General features: G+C 56.6%; 19 protein-coding genes and 1 other RNA gene. 10 read left to right on the top strand and 10 right to left on the bottom strand.

Translation table 11 applies throughout. From position 1 onward, the window contains the following. Positions 1 to 12: 12 nt before the first annotated feature. Entirely contained in the window at positions 13 to 618 is a 606-nt protein-coding gene (gene recR, locus DSM25558_RS04005) for a recombination mediator RecR (RefSeq protein WP_077102023.1), read from the bottom strand. 57 nt (positions 619 to 675) lie between these two features. Here recR and DSM25558_RS04000 point away from each other — a divergent pair, with 57 nt between their 5' ends. Continuing rightward, positions 676 to 1,290, top strand: coding sequence for an MOSC domain-containing protein (locus DSM25558_RS04000; protein ID WP_244554110.1), 615 nt, complete (start codon positions 676 to 678; stop codon positions 1,288 to 1,290). Here DSM25558_RS04000 and DSM25558_RS03995 read toward each other — a convergent pair. From DSM25558_RS03995 to ffs, 3 genes are all read right to left on the bottom strand, one after another. Next, positions 1,287 to 1,610, bottom strand: coding sequence for a YbaB/EbfC family nucleoid-associated protein (locus DSM25558_RS03995; protein ID WP_067649648.1), 324 nt, complete (start codon positions 1,608 to 1,610; stop codon positions 1,287 to 1,289). The two genes, DSM25558_RS04000 and DSM25558_RS03995, sit on opposite strands and share 4 nt — an antisense overlap. A gap of 19 nt (positions 1,611 to 1,629) precedes the next feature. Continuing rightward, positions 1,630 to 3,498, bottom strand: coding sequence for a DNA polymerase III subunit gamma/tau (locus DSM25558_RS03990; protein WP_077102019.1), 1,869 nt, complete (start codon positions 3,496 to 3,498; stop codon positions 1,630 to 1,632). 81 nt (positions 3,499 to 3,579) lie between these two features. Beyond that, positions 3,580 to 3,676: signal recognition particle sRNA small type (ffs, locus tag DSM25558_RS03985), an RNA gene on the bottom strand. Between the two features lie 88 nt (positions 3,677 to 3,764). Here ffs and DSM25558_RS03980 point away from each other — a divergent pair. Both DSM25558_RS03980 and nudC read left to right on the top strand, forming a co-directional pair. Beyond that, a complete protein-coding gene (locus DSM25558_RS03980; protein WP_077102017.1) occupies positions 3,765 to 4,169 on the top strand; it encodes an HIT domain-containing protein in 405 nt (134 codons plus the stop codon). Beyond that, a complete protein-coding gene (nudC, locus tag DSM25558_RS03975; RefSeq protein ID WP_077102015.1) occupies positions 4,169 to 5,140 on the top strand; it encodes an NAD(+) diphosphatase in 972 nt (323 codons plus the stop codon). The genes DSM25558_RS03980 and nudC overlap by 1 nt, the downstream gene beginning before the upstream one ends. A gap of 15 nt (positions 5,141 to 5,155) precedes the next feature. Here nudC and DSM25558_RS03970 read toward each other — a convergent pair whose 3' ends face one another. Together DSM25558_RS03970 and DSM25558_RS03965 are read right to left on the bottom strand one after the other, a co-directional pair. Next, the gene (locus DSM25558_RS03970; RefSeq protein WP_371479420.1) at positions 5,156 to 6,013 is read right to left on the bottom strand and encodes a prephenate dehydratase; all 858 of its coding nucleotides are present in this window, start codon (positions 6,011 to 6,013) and stop codon (positions 5,156 to 5,158) included. An 11-nt stretch (positions 6,014 to 6,024) separates the two neighbouring features. After that, the gene (locus tag DSM25558_RS03965) at positions 6,025 to 6,780 is read right to left on the bottom strand and encodes a 3-deoxy-manno-octulosonate cytidylyltransferase (RefSeq protein WP_077102013.1); all 756 of its coding nucleotides are present in this window, start codon (positions 6,778 to 6,780) and stop codon (positions 6,025 to 6,027) included. Positions 6,781 to 6,929: 149 nt separating this feature from the next. On the opposite strand from DSM25558_RS03965, the gene DSM25558_RS03960 reads away from it, so the two are divergent. Beyond that, positions 6,930 to 7,520 (top strand): c-type cytochrome, encoded by a 591-nt coding sequence (locus DSM25558_RS03960; protein ID WP_077102011.1) that lies wholly within the window; start codon positions 6,930 to 6,932, stop codon positions 7,518 to 7,520. A gap of 55 nt (positions 7,521 to 7,575) precedes the next feature. Here the strand turns inward: DSM25558_RS03960 and DSM25558_RS03955 are convergent, their stop codons facing one another. Beyond that, the gene (locus tag DSM25558_RS03955; RefSeq protein WP_077102009.1) at positions 7,576 to 9,879 is read right to left on the bottom strand and encodes a transglycosylase domain-containing protein; all 2,304 of its coding nucleotides are present in this window, start codon (positions 9,877 to 9,879) and stop codon (positions 7,576 to 7,578) included. Positions 9,880 to 10,004: 125 nt separating this feature from the next. After that, positions 10,005 to 10,463, bottom strand: a complete 459-nt coding sequence (locus tag DSM25558_RS03950) for a YbaK/EbsC family protein (protein ID WP_077102007.1) — start codon at positions 10,461 to 10,463, stop codon at positions 10,005 to 10,007. A 515-nt stretch (positions 10,464 to 10,978) separates the two neighbouring features. On the opposite strand from DSM25558_RS03950, the gene DSM25558_RS03940 reads away from it, so the two are divergent. Beyond that, entirely contained in the window at positions 10,979 to 11,188 is a 210-nt protein-coding gene (locus DSM25558_RS03940; protein WP_045230211.1) for a cold-shock protein, read from the top strand. Positions 11,189 to 11,652: 464 nt separating this feature from the next. Here DSM25558_RS03940 and DSM25558_RS03935 read toward each other — a convergent pair whose 3' ends face one another. Both DSM25558_RS03935 and DSM25558_RS03930 read right to left on the bottom strand, forming a co-directional pair. Then, on the bottom strand, positions 11,653 to 13,044 hold the full coding sequence (locus tag DSM25558_RS03935; RefSeq protein ID WP_077102003.1) for a M20/M25/M40 family metallo-hydrolase: 1,392 nt from the start codon (positions 13,042 to 13,044) through the stop codon (positions 11,653 to 11,655). A 68-nt stretch (positions 13,045 to 13,112) separates the two neighbouring features. Further along, on the bottom strand, positions 13,113 to 13,547 hold the full coding sequence (locus tag DSM25558_RS03930) for a MarR family winged helix-turn-helix transcriptional regulator (RefSeq protein ID WP_077102001.1): 435 nt from the start codon (positions 13,545 to 13,547) through the stop codon (positions 13,113 to 13,115). 413 nt (positions 13,548 to 13,960) lie between these two features. Here DSM25558_RS03930 and polA point away from each other — a divergent pair, with 413 nt between their 5' ends. The 5 genes from polA (at position 13,961) to DSM25558_RS03905 (ending at position 21,412) form a co-directional block, all read left to right on the top strand. Continuing rightward, positions 13,961 to 16,951: a DNA polymerase I gene (gene polA / locus DSM25558_RS03925; RefSeq protein ID WP_077102322.1), complete on the top strand. Its 2,991-nt coding sequence runs from the start codon at positions 13,961 to 13,963 to the stop codon at positions 16,949 to 16,951. A 71-nt stretch (positions 16,952 to 17,022) separates the two neighbouring features. After that, positions 17,023 to 17,745: a DUF1868 domain-containing protein gene (locus DSM25558_RS03920; protein WP_077101999.1), complete on the top strand. Its 723-nt coding sequence runs from the start codon at positions 17,023 to 17,025 to the stop codon at positions 17,743 to 17,745. A 191-nt stretch (positions 17,746 to 17,936) separates the two neighbouring features. After that, positions 17,937 to 18,122, top strand: a complete 186-nt coding sequence (gene rpmF / locus DSM25558_RS03915; protein WP_003507205.1) for a 50S ribosomal protein L32 — start codon at positions 17,937 to 17,939, stop codon at positions 18,120 to 18,122. A 141-nt stretch (positions 18,123 to 18,263) separates the two neighbouring features. After that, positions 18,264 to 20,087 (top strand): sensor histidine kinase, encoded by a 1,824-nt coding sequence (locus DSM25558_RS03910; RefSeq protein ID WP_077101997.1) that lies wholly within the window; start codon positions 18,264 to 18,266, stop codon positions 20,085 to 20,087. Then, a complete protein-coding gene (locus DSM25558_RS03905) occupies positions 20,084 to 21,412 on the top strand; it encodes a sigma-54-dependent transcriptional regulator (protein ID WP_077101995.1) in 1,329 nt (442 codons plus the stop codon). The genes DSM25558_RS03910 and DSM25558_RS03905 overlap by 4 nt, the downstream gene beginning before the upstream one ends. Positions 21,413 to 21,492: the final 80 nt, after the last annotated feature.

Raw genomic sequence — 21,492 nt, 5'->3', positions numbered from 1 at the left:
GTCTTCCTCTTCTCAAATTACCGTGCGAGCACGCAAGGCCGCCGTTAGCGTACCTTCGTCCAGATAGTCGAGCTCGCCTCCGACTGGAACGCCATGCGCCAGACGGGTGATCTTGACCCCGAGCCCCTGCAGGCGGTCTGTTATATAGTGTGCCGTTGCTTGTCCCTCGACCGTGGCGTTCACTGCGATGATGAGCTCTTTGATGCCGCCTGCGCTGACGCGCTCTATCAAACCCTTGATATTCAGGTCTTCCGGCCCTACCCCATCAAGCGGCGAGAGCGTGCCGCCCAGCACATGATAGGCGGTGTTCATCGCACCAGAACGTTCAAGGGCCCAGAGATCGGACACATCTTCAACAACGATGATGACCGTCTGGTCACGTCGATCATCGGTACAAACCGTGCACGGATCCATCGTATCAACATTGCCGCAGCGGGAGCAGACCTTGACCTTGTCATAGGCCTCGCCCATGGCATGACCGAGCGGTCCAAGCAGTTGCTCTTTCTTTTTAATGAGGTGCAGCGCTGCACGCCGCGCGGAACGCGGACCCAGTCCCGGCACTTTCGCCAAGAGCTGAATGAGTTTTTCGATTTCGGGGCCGGTGACTCGTTTTGCCATTCGCTGCTTTTAGCCCATATGAAGAGAAAACGGAATCGTTTGAGGGAGTTGCGTGCCATGAAACTTCATGCCGTCTGTATCGGGCAAGCCGAAAAATTACCGGGCAAAAGCTACAAAACCGGGATTTTCAAAATCCCTGTCACGGGGTCAGTCCTGATCGATGCAGAGGGCATCGTCGGCGATGCAATCTGCAATCGCAAACACCATGGCGGTGTCGATCAGGCTATCTACATCGAGGGGCTAGAAACACTCGCTTGGTGGGGTGAGACGCTTGAGAAACCCGTTGATCCCGGCACATTTGGTGAGAATTTGGTCATAGCTGGTCTCGACAACAGAGGCGTCAATATAGGCGACCGTTTCACCATCGGCGAGGTTGTTCTAGAGGCCACATCCGCCCGCATTCCCTGCGCAACCTTCACAGCGCGCATGCAAGACCCGACTTTTGCGAGACGCTACACAAAGGCAGCGCGCCCGGGAATTTATTGTCGGGTCATTTCGGGAGGTGCCGTGACCGCCAGCGACACCGTATCTTACGATCCATTCGAAGGCAGCAAGGTCTCAGTTCCTGAAACGATGGCGACATTCGGAAAACGGCTGAGCGAAGAAACGAGGCAGCGATTCCTCGCCGCCCCGATCCATTACAAGTTAAGACGCGAGCTTGAATCCTACTAGAAAGGCAGCTTCATGCCGGGCGGAATTGGCAAACCAGCTGTCAGGTCACGCGTCTTTTCAGCGGTTATGGCTTCCGCACGCTGCTTGGCATCATTGTGAGCCGCGACCAGCAGGTCTTCGAGGATTTCGATCTCGTCTTCCTTGAGAAGCGACGGATCGATTTTCACGCCAAGCAACGAACCCTTGCCGCTCATCTTTACCGTGACAAGACCGCCACCGGAGGTGCCTTCAACTTCAAGTGCAGAAATTTCTTCCTGCATCTTCTCCATCTTGGCCTGCATTTCCTTGACTTTGCCCATCATGCCCATGATGTCACGCATGTCGAAACTCCTGTATTTTTTAAAACTCTATGTCGTCGCCGGGAAGGATGTCGCCTTCGCTGGATTCCGCGACGGATGGTGGCGCTATGTCTTCGATGTCATCAGGCACGGGTGTGCGAATGCGGACGTCGGTGATCTTTGCGCCTGGAAACTGCGCCAGAATGGCGGCAACATCGGGGTCCTGCCGGGCGTCGACAAGGCGCGCGTCGCGGGCATTGACTTCGGCCTCCACAAGTGTCGCCTGGCCTTGCTCTTTGCTCAGACTGACCAGCCAGTGAATGCCTGTCCATTCCTTCAGCTTGACGCCAATCTCACCGGGAAGTGAGCCGGGCGCGCCCTCGCCGAGTCGCAGGTCGAGCCGCCCCGGCTCAAGCCGGACGACATGGACGAAATTACGCAGCTTCGCTTTGAGAATTGGATCGCGATATTGAGTGCAGAGATCAACGATGTCGCTCAGGGAATTGACCGGAACTTTCGGCTCCGGTCGCTCTTCCTGCTTGGGTGCTGCAACCTGCATCTCTTGCGGTCTGCTATCAGGCACGGCGCGCAGCATCGCAGTTGGCTGTGGTGCGGACTGGCGTTGTGGGGAGGATTGAGCCGTCGCCACGGCTTGCGTCGATGAATAGGCGCGCGCACCGCCGCCATTGCCGCCGCCACCTGATGGCGCACCGTTCGAAGCACCGCCGTCACCATTGGAAAGCTCCAGCAGGCGACGGGCCGCATCTTCCGGCGCGGGCAGATTGGCGGCGTGCGACAGGCGGATCAGCACCATTTCAGCAGCACCAGCGGGCCGCGAGGCGTTTTCTGTTTCCGGGATGCCCTTCAAAAGCATCTGCCAAATGCGGGACAGGGTGGAAACCGCAATGGTGTCGGCAAAGTCTGCGCCCCGGACGCGTTCCACCTCGGAAAGCGACGGATCTTCCGCAGCATCGGGCACATATTTCATGCGCGTCACGAGATGGGTAAAATCGGCAAGGTCATTCAAGACCACGACCGGATTGGCCCCGGCCTCATACTGTGCAGTAAACTCCTCCAGGGCAGATGCGACATCGCCCTTCACCACATGCTGGAAGAGGTCAACGATGCGCGCACGGTCGGCAAGACCCAACATGCCGCGCACGGCGTCGGCCTCCACACGTCCGCCGCCATGGGCAATCGCCTGATCCATCAACGACAAGCCATCGCGGGCAGAGCCTTCGGCGGCGCGGGCGATCATCGCAAGCGCTTGGGCCTCGGCCTCGATGCCTTCCTTGGCAGCAATGGCAGTAAAAAGGCCGACAAGATCGGCCGCACTGATGCGGCGCAGATCGAAACGCTGGCAACGTGACAGGACAGTGATCGGAACTTTGCGAATTTCAGTCGTCGCGAAGATGAATTTTACATGCTCCGGCGGCTCTTCCAACGTCTTCAAAAGACCGTTGAAAGCCTGCGTCGAAAGCATGTGCACTTCGTCGATGATATAGACTTTGTAGCGCGCCGAAACCGGGCGGTAACGGACCTGCTCGATGATCTCTCTGATGTCATCGATACCGGTGTGGGAGGCCGCGTCCATCTCGATCACGTCAACATGGCGGCCTTCCATGATGGCCTGGCAATGTTCGCCGGGAATACGCAGATCGATCGTCGGCTTGTCGATTTCGTCCGTTTTGTAGTTCAGCGCACGTGCCAGAATACGGGCTGTCGTCGTCTTGCCCACGCCGCGAACGCCGGTCAGCATATAGGCTTGCGCGATACGGCCGCTTTCGAACGCATTGGTCAGCGTGCGAACCATCGGCTCCTGGCCAACCATCAGATCTGAAAAGTCTTTCGGGCGGTATTTGCGCGCCAGAACCCGGTAACCTGTACCCTGCTCTTTGGTCTGGGGCATATTGGTTCCGGTTTCGCTCATCGCCTCGCCAGTGATTGGGTGCTGCCCGCTATGTGGCCGAACTGGCCCGGCGAAACCTGAGCACGTCTTCAAAAAGAAAAGGTGGGAGGCTGGCACGGCGACCCGTGCCTGGCTCGTTAGGGCTGCTTCCTTCCGGACCTGACCCGGTTGGCGAGTGGCTCGTCCACCACCAACCTCCCGAGGCACATATCGGCAATAATAAAACCAAATGCAAGCCAAGCCGTCAAAAAACTGCTATCACAGCGAAAACAATTTGGGAGGATGCCTTGGACACATTCCGGCTTGACGACAGACTGGCCCGCGACAGCGTGCTGATTACCAAGCTGGGCCTGTGCCAATTGCGCCTTCAAAACGATAAACGCTGGCCATGGCTGGTGCTCGTTCCCCAGCGAAACGACATGAGCGAGCTGTTCAATCTGACGCCGCTCGATCAGGCCATGCTGACCTTTGAGACCAATCAAGTGGCATCGACGCTGAAAGACTTGACCGGAGCCACGAAAATAAATGTCGGTGCTCTTGGGAATATCGTTCGCCAGCTCCATATCCACATTATCGCCCGCAATGAAGGGGACGAGTGCTGGCCCGGGCCGATCTGGGGACAAGGCACACCGGTCCCTTATGCGGATGATGACAGACACGATTTCATGAAAAAGCTGGGCGGCGCGCTCTAATGAACTCACAAAGCATTTTTGATACCAATTCCCCTCATCCAGAACCCAGCAACCTGACTGCATTTGCGCAAAACGCGATCGACCGGATGGCCGAAAAGCGCACCGAAGATTGCGTAGTCAATGCCTTGAAGATCGAGGGAACACATTTGCTGGCCTTTGCTGGCAACAAACTCGTTCTCAAACATGATGATCAGGTTCTCGACCCGCTGTTTGCGGCCTACGAATTGGCCGAACTCAGCCCCGATTTCGAAAATGCCATCCTGCTGGGTTACAAGGAGACTGGTGAACCGCGCGTTGCCGTGCCCGTGGGGATTGCCGCGGATGCACTGGCCAGTCATTACAAGCCGGTCGATGCGCGGACACTGTACCGAGATCAGCTGATTGGCGAAGAGCTGTTGGGAGAGGTTGCACAGGCCGTCAGCCTGCTCAATTGGAATGCTGACAACCGATTCTGTGGCCGTTGCGGCGGCACTATGGAACTGCGCATCGGCGGATACAAACGCATCTGCGCTGCCTGCGGCCATACGATTTTTCCGCGTACCGATCCTGTCGTCATCATGCTGACCATCGATATCGAACGCGATCTATGTCTGCTGGGCCGCGGAGCCCATTTTGCGCCGGGCATGTATTCCTGCCTTGCCGGTTTCGTCGAACCGGGTGAGACGATCGAGAATGCCGTGCGGCGCGAGACGCACGAGGAGGCCAATATCGATGTGGGCCGCGTGCGTTATCACGCCTCACAGCCGTGGCCCATGCCGCATACACTGATGATCGGCTGCTTTTCGGAAGCCCTGTCTTTCGACATCACGCGCGATGAGGCTGAGCTTGAAGATTGTCGCTGGTTTACCCGCGACGAAGTACGGGGTCTTCTGGAAATGAGCGCACCAGACGGCCGCACTCCGCCACCGCGCGGTGCCATCGCGCACCGGCTGATGCGCGACTGGATCGAATGGGACAAAACGGCAGAGTGAGATTAGATCGCAAGCTCAGAGATTGTTGAGCTTGCGGCGCATCTCATGGCCTTGATAGACGCCGAAGATGCGAACCTTTTCCGAGAAGAAGCGCAACTCTTCCAGCGCATGACGCACCGATTCGTCGTCTGGATGGCCCTCGATGTCGGCATAAAACTGCGTGGCCACGAACTTGCCGCCCAGTTGGTAGCTTTCCAGCTTCGTCATGTTGATACCATTCGTGGCAAAACCACCCATGGCCTTATAGAGGGCTGCTGGAATGTTGCGGACGTTGAAGACGAATGTGGTGACGATCACCTCATCCGGCGTTGTCCTCTTCGCCCAGTTTTCATCGCGCGAAAGAACGACGAACCGCGTCACGTTGTTTTCGGAATCCTCCACATTCTCGGCAAGAATATCGAGGCCGTACAATTCTGAAGCAAGCCGAGGCGCAAGAGCCGCCATGCTGCGGTCACCCAACTCTGAAACCTGCTTTGCAGCGCCAGCGGTATCGCCAGCGACAATCGGCTTCCAGCCATTGGAGCGGATGATCTTGCGGCATTGGCCCAGCGCATGGATGTGGCTGTGCACGGTCTTGATTTCATCTTTGCCGACACCCGGCAGCACCATCAGCTGAAAGCGGATCGGCATGAAATATTCGCCGATGATGTGCAGACGCGATTCGGGCAGAAGGTGATGGATATCGGCAACGCGGCCCGCCAGCGTGTTCTCGATCGGGATCATCGCGAGATCGGCATCACCGTTCTCAAGCGCGTTGAAAGCATCTTCGAATGTCGGGCATGGCAGCGGGTCCATGTCGGGAAAGACGTCGCGGCAGGCCATGTCGGAATTGGCACCATAGTCGCCCTGAAACGCAATGCGGTTGCTGCTCATGTGGATCGCCATCAATTCTGTTTGTCTGCGAGGATTTCACGCGCCCTGTCAAGCTGCGCCTGTGTGTCGACACCGAGCGGAACCGACTGAACGATTTCCGCATCGATGCGCATACCCGCTTCCAGCGCGCGCAATTGCTCGAGGCTTTCGCGCAGTTCCAGCGGTGAAGGTTTCAGCGTCACGAATTTTTCAAGCGCTGCGCGACGATAGGTATAAAGCCCGATGTGGTGGTAGAGCGGGCCTTGACCATAGGGCGCGGTGGCGCGGGTAAAATACAGCGTCCGTAGCCGCGTCTCCGAGATAGGGCTGCCGACGATCTTCACCACGCTGGGGTTTGTCTTTTCTTCCTCATCGGTGATCTCCACCGTGAGGGTCGCGATATCGACGGTAGTGTTTTCCATAGGACGGAGCGACGCGCGAATCGTTTCCGGCTCGATGGTCGGCAAGTCACCTTGAACGTTGATGACGAATTCGGCATTGCCGTAAGGGTCAGCTTTTTGAAGCGCTTCATAGATACGGTCAGAACCGGACTGATGGTCCTGCCGGGTCATGGTCACGTCAAAACCGGCATTTTTGACGGCTTCGAATACGCGTTCATCATCGACAGCGACGACGATGCGCTCTGCACCTGCTTCGCGTGCCCGCATTGCAACTTGAACGACCATGGGGTGGCCCGCAATATCCGCCAAAGGCTTGCCCGGGAGACGGGTAGAAGCCATTCGTGCCGGAATTAGCACGACGGCTTTTTCGAAATATCGATTATTCATCCAACACCCTTCAAATCCCGCAATAAAAGTGGCAATACGTCACGGTGCGGGGAACATATTCAAGTTGCGCAGGCTGTGCAAAAGCCATAGCTTTTGAGCAATTTCAAGATGTCCGTTTGATGCGAACGGTTGTGAGGGAGCGCAAATCAATGAATTCATATGTAAACATGGCGGTCGGAGCCCTTCTGGGCACGATATTCGTCCTTATGTCGGTATCGATAGCGTCGGAAGGTATTTTCCACGCACCGACACCCGAAAAGGAAGGTTTCGCCATTGTTGCAGAGACAAGCGGTGCCGATAGCGGAAGCGGAGAGGCCGCCGCCGTGGCAACGCCGATTGCGACGCTTCTGGCCAGTGCCGATGCTGCGAAGGGCGAGACCGTTTTCAAGAAGTGTATGAGCTGTCACACCGGGGAGAGCGGCGGCCCCAATAAAGTCGGCCCTAACCTCTATGATGTCGTCGACCGCCCCATCGCCAGCCATGCAGGTTTCAGCTATTCCGCTGGCATGAAGGACTTCTCGAAGGGCAGCACCGAGAAGTGGGATTACGATCACCTGAGCTACTTCATCGAAGCACCGAAGAAGCACGTTCCAGGCACAGCCATGGGCTTTGCGGGTATCAAGAAAGAGACAGAGCGCGCCGATTTGATCGCCTATCTTCGCACATTGTCGGCCAATCCCGCACCACTGCCTGACCCTGCGGCGGCGGCACCTGCCCCCGCACCGGCGGCAACAAATTGACATGATTTGGAAAAGCCCGGTTCGCCGGGCTTTTTGCTGACTGCGTCTTCTCCGTTCAGTTGCCCATCAACACGTCGAACAATGTCGTCTGCTTCGGCGCACCGTGGCGTTGCGGTGCACCACCGCCGACATCAGCAGGGGGAACCGGGCCGCCATTCTGCTGCGGAAATTGCTGAGCCGGAATATCGGCTGGCGGATAGGGAGATGTCGAAGCGGTCTGATCAGGGCCAACGGGTGCTGCTGGATAATCTTGCGGTGTCGGTGCAGGCGCGCCACCCAGAGCATTCGAAATGATATCGCCAATCGACTTCGGTGACGCTTCCGCCATCGGCTGGCCGATCTCAGGAGCACCGTAAGCGCCGAGCCCGAACAATGGAGATGGCGTGAGCCCGGCATGTGCCGCCGTCATGAATTCTTTCCACGCCTTGGCAGGCAGACCGCCACCCGTGACCTTCTTCATCGACGTACCATCGTCATTACCGAACCAGACACCGGTGGTCAGCGTGCTGGTGTAGCCGACGAACAGTGCGTCACGGAAGGATTGCGTGGTACCGGACTTGCCAGCGGCCTGCCAACCTTTTAGTCGTGCCGCCTTACCCGTGCCTTCATTGATGACACCGACCAGCATGCTGTTCATGGTCGCAGCGATGGCTTCGCTCAACACGCGTGGTGGATTGTCGTATTTGTTCTCGTAAAGCACCTTGCCGTCAGGATCGGTAATGCGTTTGACGATATGCGGCGTGGCTTTGAAGCCGCCATTCATCATCGGGGCATAAGCGGCAGTCAATTCCAGCAGCGAAACTTCTGAGGTACCGAGTGCAATCGAAGCATTGGCCTGCAGGTCTGATTCGATCCCCATACGGTGTGCGACCTGCGTCACCCGCTCAGGGCCAACTTCCATCACCAGCTGCGCTGCGATGGTGTTCAACGAATTGGCGATAGCCGTCGCGAGTGTAACTTCGCCACGATATTTCTGATCGTAATTTTCCGGTGTCCATTTGCCGATTTTGACTGGCGCATCATTGCGCACCGAATTCGGCGTCAAACCATTTTCCAGTGCGGCTATATAGACGAAAGGTTTGAAGGCAGAGCCGGGCTGGCGTTTTGCCTTTGAGGCACGGTTGAACTGGCTTTCCGTATAATCCGCCCCGCCGACGATAGCTCTGATAGCGCCGGTGCCATCAATGGAGGCAAGTGCTGCCTGTGATGCACCGAGCTTTTTGCCCTCGCTTTTCAAAACATCGGAGAGAGATTTTTCGGCCTCTTTTTCCAGATCGAGATCGATCGTCGTATCGACAACCAGATCCTGCTTTACGTCACCCACCAGCATGCGGACTTCTTCAAGCACCATGTCTGCGGCATAGTGCTCGGCACCAGACCAGAAGCGTTTCGCCTTTGTTGGCGGCTGCGACATGGCCGTCTTGATTTCGTCTTCGCTGATAAAGCCGACATCGCGCATGGATTGAAGAACGACCTGCGCGCGCTCCTCCGCTGCCTGCGGATCACGCGCAGGCGACAGGCGGGACGGCGCTTTCAGCAAGCCGGCGAGAAGAGCAGCTTCGCCAAGATTGACGTCGCGGGCGGACTTGTTGAAGTACCGGCGCGATGCCGCCTCAACCCCGTAAGCATTCGAGCCGAAATAGACGCGATTCAGATACATCGCAAGGATCTGGTCCTTGGTGTATTTCTGCTCCAGCCAGAAGGCGAGCAGCACCTCCTGAATTTTCCGCTCTAACGTTCTGTCGGGAGACAGGAAAAGGTTCTTTGCAAGCTGCTGCGTTAGTGTTGAGCCACCCTGAACCGTTCGGCCGCTGGTTATATTGGTGAAGATGGCGCGGGCCAGACCCAACGGATCGATGCCGAAATGCGAATAAAAACGCCGGTCTTCGATGGCAACGACAGCCTGTGGGAGGTAGGGCGACATGTCTTCCAGTGCCAGCGCCTCACCACCTGTCGTGCCGCGATTGGCAAGCACGGTGCCGTCAACAGCAACGATCTTCAGATTGGGTGGGCGCTCCGGTATGGTCCATGTGCTGGCACTTGGCATACGCGCACCGTAATACAGCACAAGACCTGCAACACCGATACCGCCCCAGATACCGAGCACGATGCACCAATAGAAACAGGAGCGGATAAAGCCTGTGATGCCGCCACTGGACCGTTTCGCGCTCGTCGGCGACGCTTTTCTGGAGCGTTCGCGCTTCTGCGGCTCGAAAGGATCGGAAGGTCTGGATTTTTTAGTGCCGCCTCTGGTCCCGTTGATCCGGTCGCTTGCATCAAGACGCAGGTCGTCGCCGGATTCGTGAAAATCCCCGAAAGAAGGTTCTACGCGCTGGCCTGACTTGCCATTACCTGCCATCTGCGGGACATCGCTCCATGATTTTGCGGTTCTGCACCCTGCCATGTGATCGTCGTTTCATCCCGATGAAGCTTAAATGCGGCGATTTAAGGTGGGGTTAAGGGACACGAGATGTCACGTTGCCGTCACTGGCAGACATCAACCCACTCGGCAACCGTCAGCGCGACCATGCGGTGAGGGCTGATACGGACCGCCGCATTGGTGGCACCGGCAGCGGGCACGACCTCGACATAATTCTTCAGCGACACATCGCAGTAAATCGGCAACGACGAAGGAAGCCCGAAAGGACAAACACCGCCGATGGGGTGGCTCGTAAATTCAACGACCTCTTCCGCACCCAGCATGCGCGGTTTGGCACCGAAGCGATCTCGAAATTTGCGATTGTCCAGTCGCTTTGTGCCAGCAGTGACGACCAGAAGAACAGTATCACCGGCTTTCAGACAGATCGTCTTAGCGATCTGGTCCGGATCCACAGCGTGCGCTTCCGCCGCTTGGGTAACGGTGGCTGAGCTTGCTTCCGTCACCAGCACTGTGACGTCGGGCGCAAGGGAAGCGAAGTATTCTCTGACTGATTCAAGGCTCATGCGCAATGTTTAGGCGCTAACGCGGCAAAGGGCAAGGTATCACCCATTAGCTATGCATTTGGCGCAATGCTGCGCTGCAATGTTTTGACTGTTTCGAAAGCAAAATTGTTGTATCTTCAAATCATCGAAGCGACGCACTCCTCCTCCCAGCGTCGCCCGATTGGACTGACAACACTCCTCCTCCCAGTTGTCGGTCAGTATCAAGAGCCCGGCGCACCTCCTCCCGCGCCGGGCTTTTGCTTTTCTACTTCTAATCATCGACCAGCCAGACGTTAGTAATCGCTGCGAAATTCGACACGCGCGGATGGAAAAAAGCTTGGTTTCGGCACGCCGAACCTCATCAAAGAAACTTGACATATCCGATGTGCGACATTAATTCTGCGCCATCGATATTTGTTTGACGACCAGAGCTTCGACGTCTTTTTGAGACGCATACGACGATCTTTCCTTCAAATTCGAGAACACCGCGCTGATTTTCAGTGCAAACGTAATTTGCCAACGGAAGGAACATCGTTATGGCGACTGGTACAGTAAAGTGGTTTAACGCAACTAAGGGCTACGGCTTCATTCAGCCTGACGATGGCGCACAGGACGTATTCGTGCACATTTCCGCTGTTGAGCGCGCTGGCTTGAACGGCCTCAAGGATGGTCAGAAGATCACCTATGAACTCGTTCAGGACCGTCGCTCGGGCAAGATGTCTGCAGACAGCATCGTTGCTGCCTAATTTGGCGTTATCGGCTGGCAATTGGCTGGCTTGAATAAGATTTTGAAAGGCCGGATTTTTCCGGCCTTTTTTATTTGCCTGCTCGGCAAAGCCAGTCTCTCTCGACGCAATCCATTCGATTTTTCTAAGAAACAAGATTTGCGGACTTGTAAACAGTCCACACCATACCAACATTGGGTTCATGAGTGTTTCGGGCAATCGTCCGAAGAGCAGATAGATTGCTTTTTGTGCGTTAACCAAAGATTAACCAAAGCAAGGCATTCTGTTTTCTGAAGACGCGAGCGACAGCAAATTTAGTTGGCGCCGTGCTGAGACACCAAACCGTTTTATGCACTTTGACCACGGATGTACTGGCACTGAAGCAAAAACGGTAGGAAAGGTCGGGCTTGCCCGGCCTTTTTGCTTTTTAGGGCAACGAGCCTGTTATAAAAGCGCCGCCGGGACAAACCGGCGGCGCTTTTATGTTATTTGCCGCCCAGTGCTGCCAAAATTCTTACCCAGGAGCGAATGCCCTTGTGGAAGGATTGCAGGTCGTACTTCTCATTCGGTGAATGAATGCGATCATCGGTCAGCCCAAAGCCGATCATCAATGAATCCATGCCGAGCATCTTTTGAAAGTCACCGACGATCGGGATAGATCCGCCCATGCCAATGACCACGGCAGGTTTTGCCCATTCATCCGACAGCGCGTTCTTTGCTTTCGTGAGAGCCGGAGAATCATAGGAGAGCTGAATGGCAGGCGAGCCGCCATGCTCATGAAAGTCCACCGAGCAATCGGCCGGGATTTTCGAGCGGACATAGGCACGGAAGCTCTCGCGGATTGCGGCCGGGTCCTGCGCGCCGACAAGGCGGAATGAAATCTTGGCGGACGCTTTGGCCGCAATCACGGTCTTGAAGCCCTCGCCGGTGTAGCCACCAATGATGCCGTTGACTTCCGCCGTCGGGCGCGCCCAGGTCAACTCGAGAACAGACCGCCCCTTTTCCCCCGCCGGAATGGACAAGCCGACTTCACCCAGAAATGACTCCGCCGTGCGACCAAGAGTGTCCCACGATGCTTTGATGTTGGCAGGCGTTTCCTCGACGCCATAATAAAAACCGGGAAGCGTCACGCGGCCCGTCTCGTCATGGAGACCGGCAAGAATATGTGTGAGGAGATGGATTGGGTTGGCGGCGGCACCGCCGAAGAGGCCGGAATGAAGATCACGGTCTGCGGCGGTTATGACGATCTCTTCGCCTACAAGACCGCGCAAGGCAGCCGCGATGGCGGGTGTCTCACGATCCCACATGCTGGTATCGCAGACCAGCGCGTAATCTGCCTTCAACTCCTCGGCATTGGCGTCCAGGAACGGCTTCAGAGATGGCGAGCCGGATTCTTCTTCACCTTCAAACAGAATAGTGATGCGTAGCGGCAGCGAGCCATGGACCTGCTTATAGGCTCGGCACGCTTCAACGAAGGTCATCAGCTGACCCTTGTCATCGGAGGTGCCACGACCGGTCAGCACCTGCCGACCCGCGCCGATGTCCTTGATCGCTGGATCGAACGGATCGTTTTCCCAAAGGTCAATGGGATCAACCGGCTGCACATCATAGTGACCGTAAAACAGCACATGGGGTGCATCGGGTGTTGCGCCATCATGGTGGGCAACGACCATCGGGTGACCGGGGGTATCACGAATCGAGGCGTTGAAACCGAGGCTCGTCAAATCGCGGACCAACCAGTCGGCAGCCTTGCGGCATTCTGCCTTGTAGGCCGGGTCGGTGGAAATCGATTTGACGCGGACGAGTTCGAAAAGCCGCTCGAGGCTGGAATTGATGTTATCGTCAACCGCCGAAAGTACGGGAGATATGTCTGTCATTACGCGATCCTGTCATGCAAAGATCAAAACAGGATAGAGCAAAGGCCGCGCAGTTTCGAGCCGGAAATTCAGGTTTCGGTTCTGGACGCCTCAATCGTGCGGTTCATATATTCGAGCAGCAATTGCCGTTCGAACTTCAAGAGCGTTCCCAGTATGGCATCGTCCGTTTCCTGGGATGCAGAAATGGCCTGCATTTCAAGTTCACGTCCTCTTTCCGTCAACTCGATGATCTGCGCGCGACGGTCTTTGGGGTGGGGCTTGCGCTGAATGAGGCCGTCGCGTTCCATTCGCGCCAGAGTGTTGGCCAGCGTCGCCTGCTCGACGTCGACGCGGTCCAGTAACTGGCGCTGCGTCAATGCATCTTCATGCCAAAGTTCGAGCAATATCGGAAACTGGCCGGGAGAGAATCCAAGCGTAGCTGCACGCTTGCTCAGCGCCTTCGAAAACGTCTTTGCAAGCTGGGCCGCAAGATAAGTTGCCGAATCGTTTCTCGAAAAACGCATCTAACCCCTGTGCGCGTGATGCGGCGATCCTATCTCCGCAATTACATATCAGGCTATGTACAGTGACAGGCTTTCGCGAGGCATGTCGTCACTGCGCATAAAAAACCGCCATGGCCGGGAGGGGACAGCCATGGCGGTTATATTGAAGGACAAAGGCCCGGAGAGGGGGATAGGCCTTTGTCCGGTCTGATGCGGCGGGGGACGAGCCTGCAATCAGACACGGCGTGATCAGTCGCCGTCCTCCAAGAAATGAGGCTGCAAATGCGGCTTTTCAAGGGAAGCCCGGATTACAAATTAGTAACGTTCTGGTGAAGGTCGCACGGTCTTTCAATCTGTCTGCAAACGGTGGGTTTCCGGCTTGACGCAGAACTTTATCTGGACGCCAACCATGGCCCGCGCTATCCATGCTTCCCATGAAAAAAGGCGATCATCTCTTCCTCGTAGACGGCTCCGGGTTCATCTTCCGGGCGTTCCATGCCATTCCCGCACTCAACCGCAAATCGGATGGATTGCCGGTCAATGCCGTCTCTGGTTTCTGCAACATGTTGTGGAAGCTGCTGAAGGATGCACGCAACACCGATGTCGGTGTGACGCCTACGCATTTCGCCGTCATTTTCGACTATTCCTCGAAAACGTTCCGCAACGAGCTTTACGATCTCTATAAGGCCAACCGCTCCGCGCCGCCGGAAGATCTGGTGCCGCAGTTCGGCCTGATCCGCCACGCCACCCGCGCCTTCAATCTGCCTTGCATCGAGACCGAAGGTTTCGAAGCCGACGATATCATCGCCACCTATGCCCGCCAGGCAGAGGCAATCGGCGCGGATGTCACGATCATTTCGTCCGACAAGGACCTGATGCAACTCGTCAGTGCCAATGTGCATATGTATGACGCGATGAAGGACAAGCAGATCGGCGTTCCCGATGTCATCGAGAAATGGGGTGTTGCACCCGAAAAGATGATCGACCTGCAAGCCATGACAGGCGATTCGACCGATAACATTCCCGGCATTCCCGGCATTGGCCCTAAAACGGCTGCCCAGTTGCTGGGAGAGTATGGCGACCTCGATACGCTGCTAGAACGCGCTGGCGAAATCAAGCAGCAGAAGCGCCGCGAAAACATAATAGCCAATGCCGAACTGGCGCGTCTTTCACGGCAACTCGTGGCGCTCAGAACCGATGTGCCGCTGGAACTGCCGCTGGATGCGCTGACGCTGGAGCCGCAGGACGGGCCGAAACTGATCGCCTTCCTAAAGGCCATGGAATTCACCACGCTTACGCGCCGCGTGGCCGAAACCACGGGTGCTGATGCCGCAGCCATCGACGCCGCCCATGTTCAGGTGGAGCGTGGCCCGCAGGCTCACGGCCCCGATCTGGATGCGGCAACGGAGGCCGCAGGCGACAAGCCCATATCGCTCGATGAAAGCGCGGTCGAAAACGCGTCCGCCATCGTGTCGAAACTGGAAGGAAGCACGCCCGCAGCGCTTGCCTCTAGCCGAGAAGCAATGTTCTCCGCTGCCCAAATCGACACCACCACCTATCAGACCATCCGCACGATTGAAGAGCTTGATCGCTGGATTGCCATGGCCCGGGAAACAGGTGTCGTTGCTTTCGACACCGAAACGACCTCGCTCGATCCAATGCAAGCGGAGCTGGTTGGCTTTTCTCTGGCGATTGCCAATAACCGAAAGGATGCGACAGGCGCGGATATCATTGCCGCCTACGTGCCGATTGCACACAAGACCGGTTCGGGCGGCGATCTGTTCAGCGATGGCATCAAGCTCGCCCCTGATCAGATCCCGGCACGCGACGCGCTTGATCGGCTAAAAGCTCTGCTGGAAGACCCATCCATTCTCAAAATCGCGCAGAACCTGAAATATGACTACCTGCTGGTCAAGCGCCTCGGCATCGTCATGCAGAGTTTCGATGATACGATGCTGATGTCCTATGTGCTGGAAGCGGGCAAGGGGCTGCACGGCATGGACGCCCTGTCCGAACGCTGGCTCGGTCACAAGCCGATTGCCTATAAGGATGTCGCGGGCTCGGGCAAATCAGGCGTTACCTTCGATTTCGTCGATATCGACAAGGCAACGGCCTACGCCGCAGAAGATGCCGATGTAACGCTGCGACTGTGGATGGTGTTGAAGCCACGCCTCGTGGCAGACCGCTTGACCGCCGTCTATGAGCGGCTGGAGCGCCCGCTGCTGCCGGTTCTTGCTCGCATGGAAGAGCGGGGCATCACCGTCGACCGTCAAATCCTGTCGCGCCTCTCCGGCGAACTTGCGCAGAAGGCTGCCGCGTTCGAAGAAGAGATTTATGAGCTGGCGGGCGAAAAATTCAATATCGGTTCCCCCAAGCAGCTGGGTGATATCCTGTTTGGACGAATGGGTTTGCCGGGAGGTTCCAAAACCAAGACGGGACAGTGGTCCACCTCTGCGCAGGTTCTGGAAGATCTGGCCGCCGAAGGCGCGGAATTGCCGCGCAAGATCGTGGACTGGCGCCAGCTGACCAAACTGAAATCCACCTATACCGATGCGCTTCCGGGTTATGTTCATGCAGACACGAAGCGGGTCCACACATCCTATTCGCTGGCATCCACCACCACAGGCCGCCTCTCCTCATCTGAACCTAACCTTCAAAACATTCCGGTGCGCACGGCAGAAGGCCGCAAAATTCGCACGGCTTTCATCTCCACCCCCGGCAACAGGCTTCTGTCCGCGGACTACAGCCAGATCGAGCTTCGGGTTCTTGCCCATGTCGCCGATATTCCGCAGTTGAGAAACGCCTTTGAAAATGGCATCGACATTCACGCGATGACGGCTTCGGAAATGTTCGGCGTTCCAGTCGAGGGTATGCCATCCGAAGTGCGCCGCCGTGCCAAGGCGATCAACTTCGGCATCATCTACGGCATTTCCGCTTTCGGCCTCGCCAACCAACTCAGCATCGGGCGCTCGGAAGCGGGAGAATACATCAAGAAATATTTCGAGCGCTTCCCTGGTATCCGCGACTATATGGAAAACACCAAGGCTATTGCGCGCGACAAGGGTTACGTCGAAACCATCTTCGGCCGCCGCATCAACTACCCCGAAATCAAGTCGTCCAATCCTTCGGTACGCGCCTTCAACGAACGCGCAGCGATCAACGCGCCCATCCAAGGCTCTGCCGCCGATATCATCCGTCGTGCGATGATCCGTATAGAACCGGCACTGGAAGAGGCCCGGCTTTCTGCGCGCATGCTGTTGCAGGTGCATGACGAACTGATTTTCGAAGTGGAAGAGACGGAGATCGACAACACCTTGCCGGTCGTGGTGTCGATCATGGAAAATGCGGCCATGCCTGCCATAGACATGAAGGTGCCGCTGAAGGTGGATGCGCGCGCCGCCGCCAATTGGGACGAGGCGCACTAAGTCCAACTTGTCATTGAAGTGTCGCGTGCCGGGAGTAGGAGGCTACCTTGCTTACAAGGAGCCTTTGCACCATGCACGCGCCGTTCGTTTCACAGAAGCTTGCTGCCCTCTCCGCCGCCAATAACGATGCGCCGCCGCGCCATATTGGAACCCGGTATGACCTGAACGGCGACTTTCTGCATGAGCCGGGAAACACGGTCGTCTGTCATCTGGCAGACGGGTCACGCACCCAATATGCGATCATCAAGGCCCGCAAACAGCTTCTCGACATGCCGGAGGCCCATAGCCATCTGGCTTTCACCCCCATCTCCAGTCTCCACATGACCGTATTTCAGGGCATCATCGAGTATCGCCGCAACTGGCCCTATTGGCCAAAGGAGATGCCCGGCGATACACCCATCGAAGAGATGACGGATTTCTATCTGAACAAACTCCAGGCCTTTCCCCATCTTCCAGCCTTTGCAATGCAGGTAACCCGCGTCTCACCGCTCGGGCTGACGTTGAAAGGTGCAACGGTAGAGGATGACCGCGCCGTTGCCGAATGGCGCAATGCCTTTGCCGAAGCGTTTTCTTATCGCCATCCTGACCATGAAACCTATGAGTTTCACATTACCTTCGCCTACATCATGCGCTGGTTCGATCCTGGGTGCCTGCCGCAATGGCAAAGAATGCTCGATGAATGCCTTGAGGAACTGCGGTCCGCCGTGCCGGTTCTCGAAATGCGCCCACCAGCATTCTGTGAATTCAATGATATGAAGCATTTTGAGGAATTGATCGTTTTCGATCCAGTCTGATAGTCAGGGTAAAAAGCTTTCGCGTGAAACCCTTCCGCGATTCGGACATTCTGGAAAAAATCGACGCCGGGGCTGGTCAAAGCCTTGGGAGGCATGTATAAGCGCGCCAAAATTCAGATATAGAAACATGTGACATTCGGCCTGGGTCCTGGCTGGTTCCCGTGTTTCGCCGCTCAAGTGGAGTTACACAAATGGCAGTACCAAAGAGAAAAACTAGCCCGTCCAAGCGCGGCATGCGTCGTTCGGCCGATGGCCTGAAGTCTGCAACTTATGTTGAAGACAAGAACTCCGGCGAACTTCGCCGCCCACACCACATCGACCTGAAGACAGGCATGTACCGTGGCCGTCAGGTTCTGACACCAAAAGAAAGCGCATAATTTTTAGCGCAGTCTTCGATTGACGATTAAGCCGGCCTTTGGGTCGGCTTTTTTGTTTTGTACGGGTGCACTTCGATCGTGCTTGGAAAATCCAGCGCCTCCACTTAGACTTGCACATGGGAATGTGGAAGGGGGAGATCGGTGACATATCGCTGGATCGGTATCGTGCTTGTTTGCCTGGGGCTTGGCGGCGTCGCCTTGACCAGAGGAAGCGATCTCGTCGCCGAAAGTTATTTCGATGAAGTGGCTGCGCAAGGCGGCACGACGTTGCGGCTGGCGGTCTCTGCGCTGGGCGGGCATTTGAGCCGCTACGAGCCTCTACCGGCATTGATGGCCGATCATGACGATATCGAGGAGCTTGTCGCTCATCCACAAGATCAATCTTTGCGGTTGCGAGCCAATATCTACTTGAAATCCATCAATGATCTGCTGAAATCATCCGATATCTACATCATGACGTTGGATGGCGAGACGATTGCCGCCAGCAATTATGATGGCCCGGCAAGTTTCGTCGGACAAAACTTCAGCTACCGTCCCTATTTTCAGGACGCCGCCAAAGGCCAACAATCGAAATTCTTTGCGCTTGGCACCACCTCGCACAAGCGCGGTTATTATTTTGCCTCGCCCATTCTGTTCAACGCAGAGATCAAAGGCGTCATTGTCTTCAAGGTGGATATCGAAGGCATCGAGGCATCCTTCGGTAATGGCGAGAACCGGATTTTCGTCAATGATCCCGAAGGCATCATTTTCATGACGGGAACACCGGAATGGCTTTATTCGGCCATCCAGCCGCTGACACCCGAACGCATTGCCAGAACCGAAAGCTCTCGGCGCTATTCGGACGCCAATCTAAAGCAGCTTGCGGTGACACACAGCACCTTCGGCGCACATGATCTGATGACTATCCGCGAGGGTGAGCAAGACCGGGAGTATATTTCTTTTTCGCAGGACATGCCCGACGCCGGATGGACGGTCAATATGTTGATGGACACCGGTTCCATACGCACACAGGTCAAAACGACGATGATCGCCGTCGTTCTTTGTCTTTGCCTTGCCGGCGCGCTGGTTGCCGCAATGCTGCAACGGCGCAAGAGCCTTCAGGACAGATTGATCCATCAGGCAGAAGCGCAGGCCGAACTTGAACGACGGGTAGAAGAGCGCACCGCCGATCTCGCCCGCGTCAATGTTGACATCAAGCACGAAATTGCCGAGCGACGGCAGACCGAAAAGCGGTTGCGCAAGACGCAGAAGGATTTGATCCAGGCCGGCAAGCTGGCAGCACTCGGGCAAATGTCTGCGGCTCTCTCCCACGAGTTCAACCAACCGCTGGCCGCCGCCAAGACCTACGCCGAAAGTGCCTCATTGTTGATCGAGCGCGGCAGGGTTGGCGAGGCCTCCGATAATCTCAAACGCATCTCGGTGCTGATCGACCGTATGGCCGCCATCGGCAAGCACTTGCGTAATTTTGCGCGCAAGCCGAATGAAAAGCTCGGCCCGGTCTCGGTGGATACCGTGGTCAGCGACACACTGGAGATCGTCAATGCTCGTCTCAAGGCAGCCGATGCGCAGTTGACCGTGAATTTTGGGGCCGTGCCGCTTCAGGTCAAAGCTGGCCCTGTCAGGCTTCAGCAGGTCCTGGTCAATATCATTTCCAACGCCGCCGATGCCGTGGAGGGGCTAGAAGATCGCCGTATCGATCTGACTGCCCGGCAGGAGGGTGAGAAAATCATCCTTTCCATTCGCGACCATGGTCCTGGCGTACCGCCCGCCATCATGGAGCGCATTTTCGATCCGTTCTTCTCCACCAAGGGCGTGGGCAAGGGCTTGGGTCTTGGGCTTTCCATTTCCTACAATATCGTCAAGGATTTCGGCGGGCGTCTGAGCGTGACCAATCTTCCCGAGGGTGGCGCACGGTTTGATATTGAACTGGACGCCGACGTGCCGCTGGAGATTGCTGCTGAATGAACATGTCGCGCGTTTTGCTGATCGATGACGAAGAGGATTTGCGGCTTTCCACCGCACAGGCTCTTGAGTTGGCAGGTCTCGACGTCGTCACCGTCGACCATGCCGACCATGTCTTCGAACTCATTGGCTACAGCTTCGATGGCGTCATCGTCAGCGATATCAGAATGCCCGGCATGGATGGGATGACTCTGCTGCAAAAGGTGCGGGAACTGGATGCGGAAATCCCCGTCATTCTCGTCACCGGCCACGGCGACGTGCAGTTGGCCGTCAGCGCCATGCGCAACGGCGCTTATGATTTCATCGAAAAGCCCTTCAGCGTTCAATATCTCGCCGGCATCATCAAACGTGCGATAGATCGGCGCTCTCTTGTTCTAGAAAACCGCCGCCTCCGTGCCGTAGCTGGCAAACGTGACGATTTGGAAACGCGCCTGCCGGGACGCACGCAGGTCATGGTCGATCTGCGCTATCGCATCAGGGCAATCGGTGCTGCCGATGCCGATACGCTGATCATCGGCGACACCGGTGCCGGCAAGGAGGTCGTTGCCCGTGCGCTTCACGACGTGAGCGCTCGTGCAGACAGACCCTTCGTCGCCATCAATTGCGCAGCCCTGCCGCAGCACCTTATCGAAAGCGAGCTGTTCGGCCACGAGGCCGGCGCTTTTCCCGGCGCTTTGCGCCCGCGTTACGGCAAGTTCGAACACGCCCGCGGCGGCACGGTGCTGCTGGATGAAATCGGCTCCATGCCATCAGACATGCAAGGCAAGCTGCTGCGGGTGCTGCAAGAGCGTACGATCACCCGCCTTGGCTCAAACGAGACCGTGGAGCTCGATGTGCGCTTTATCGCGACCAGCAAGGCTGATTTGGCACAAGAGGCGCTGGCGGGGCGCTTTCGGCAGGACTTGCTGTACCGGCTGAATGTCGCGACGGTTCATGTCCCCGCGCTTTCGCAGCGCCGCTCCGATATTCCGCTGCTTTTCCTCCAGTTGGTGCGCGAAGCCGCGGCCCGTTATGGCAGGGATGATCTCGACGTACCCACCGATGTCATCTCGACGCTTGCCATGCAGGATTGGCCCGGCAATGTGCGGGAACTGAGAAATGCCGCAGATCGGCTGGTACTGGGGTTGGATGGCGGCGCATCGGATGGACCACAAACGACGTCGGAAAATGCTGCGAGCCTCTCGGACAAGGTCGCGGAGTTCGAAAAATCCGTTCTGGCAAGAGCGATCGCGCTCCACAAAGGCAATCTCAAAGCTGTCTACGAAACACTCGGAATATCCCGTAAGACCTTGTATGAAAAAATGCAAAAACATGCGCTGACGAAATAATACTTGGTGATGGCGGTTAAAATAGAATGAGAGGATCGGTCCATCCAATTTAATCATATATTGGAATAGAAAGGATAAAT

Origin of the sequence: Agrobacterium sp. DSM 25558 (assembly GCF_900100825.1) — a bacterium.
GTDB lineage: Bacteria > Pseudomonadota > Alphaproteobacteria > Rhizobiales > Rhizobiaceae > Agrobacterium.
The sequence above is the reverse complement of the archived record's forward strand: the minus strand, read 5'-3'. Positions and strand labels throughout refer to the sequence as shown.

What these genes read in the sequence shown, in the direction of transcription:
- recR (WP_077102023.1), bottom strand. Translation starts at nt 618, where the DNA reads ATGGCAAAACGAGTCACCGGCCCCGAAATCGAAAAACTCATTCAGCTC.
- DSM25558_RS04000 (WP_244554110.1), top strand. Translation starts at nt 676, where the DNA reads ATGAAACTTCATGCCGTCTGTATCGGGCAAGCCGAAAAATTACCGGGC.
- DSM25558_RS03995 (WP_067649648.1), bottom strand. Translation starts at nt 1,610, where the DNA reads ATGCGTGACATCATGGGCATGATGGGCAAAGTCAAGGAAATGCAGGCC.
- DSM25558_RS03990 (WP_077102019.1), bottom strand. Translation starts at nt 3,498, where the DNA reads ATGAGCGAAACCGGAACCAATATGCCCCAGACCAAAGAGCAGGGTACA.
- nudC (WP_077102015.1), top strand. Translation starts at nt 4,169, where the DNA reads ATGAACTCACAAAGCATTTTTGATACCAATTCCCCTCATCCAGAACCC.
- DSM25558_RS03970 (WP_371479420.1), bottom strand. Translation starts at nt 6,013, where the DNA reads ATGAGCAGCAACCGCATTGCGTTTCAGGGCGACTATGGTGCCAATTCC.
- DSM25558_RS03965 (WP_077102013.1), bottom strand. Translation starts at nt 6,780, where the DNA reads ATGAATAATCGATATTTCGAAAAAGCCGTCGTGCTAATTCCGGCACGA.
- DSM25558_RS03960 (WP_077102011.1), top strand. Translation starts at nt 6,930, where the DNA reads ATGAATTCATATGTAAACATGGCGGTCGGAGCCCTTCTGGGCACGATA.
- DSM25558_RS03955 (WP_077102009.1), bottom strand. Translation starts at nt 9,879, where the DNA reads ATGGCAGGTAATGGCAAGTCAGGCCAGCGCGTAGAACCTTCTTTCGGG.
- DSM25558_RS03950 (WP_077102007.1), bottom strand. Translation starts at nt 10,463, where the DNA reads ATGAGCCTTGAATCAGTCAGAGAATACTTCGCTTCCCTTGCGCCCGAC.
- DSM25558_RS03940 (WP_045230211.1), top strand. Translation starts at nt 10,979, where the DNA reads ATGGCGACTGGTACAGTAAAGTGGTTTAACGCAACTAAGGGCTACGGC.
- DSM25558_RS03935 (WP_077102003.1), bottom strand. Translation starts at nt 13,044, where the DNA reads ATGACAGACATATCTCCCGTACTTTCGGCGGTTGACGATAACATCAAT.
- DSM25558_RS03930 (WP_077102001.1), bottom strand. Translation starts at nt 13,547, where the DNA reads ATGCGTTTTTCGAGAAACGATTCGGCAACTTATCTTGCGGCCCAGCTT.
- polA (WP_077102322.1), top strand. Translation starts at nt 13,961, where the DNA reads ATGAAAAAAGGCGATCATCTCTTCCTCGTAGACGGCTCCGGGTTCATC.
- DSM25558_RS03920 (WP_077101999.1), top strand. Translation starts at nt 17,023, where the DNA reads ATGCACGCGCCGTTCGTTTCACAGAAGCTTGCTGCCCTCTCCGCCGCC.
- rpmF (WP_003507205.1), top strand. Translation starts at nt 17,937, where the DNA reads ATGGCAGTACCAAAGAGAAAAACTAGCCCGTCCAAGCGCGGCATGCGT.
- DSM25558_RS03905 (WP_077101995.1), top strand. Translation starts at nt 20,084, where the DNA reads ATGAACATGTCGCGCGTTTTGCTGATCGATGACGAAGAGGATTTGCGG.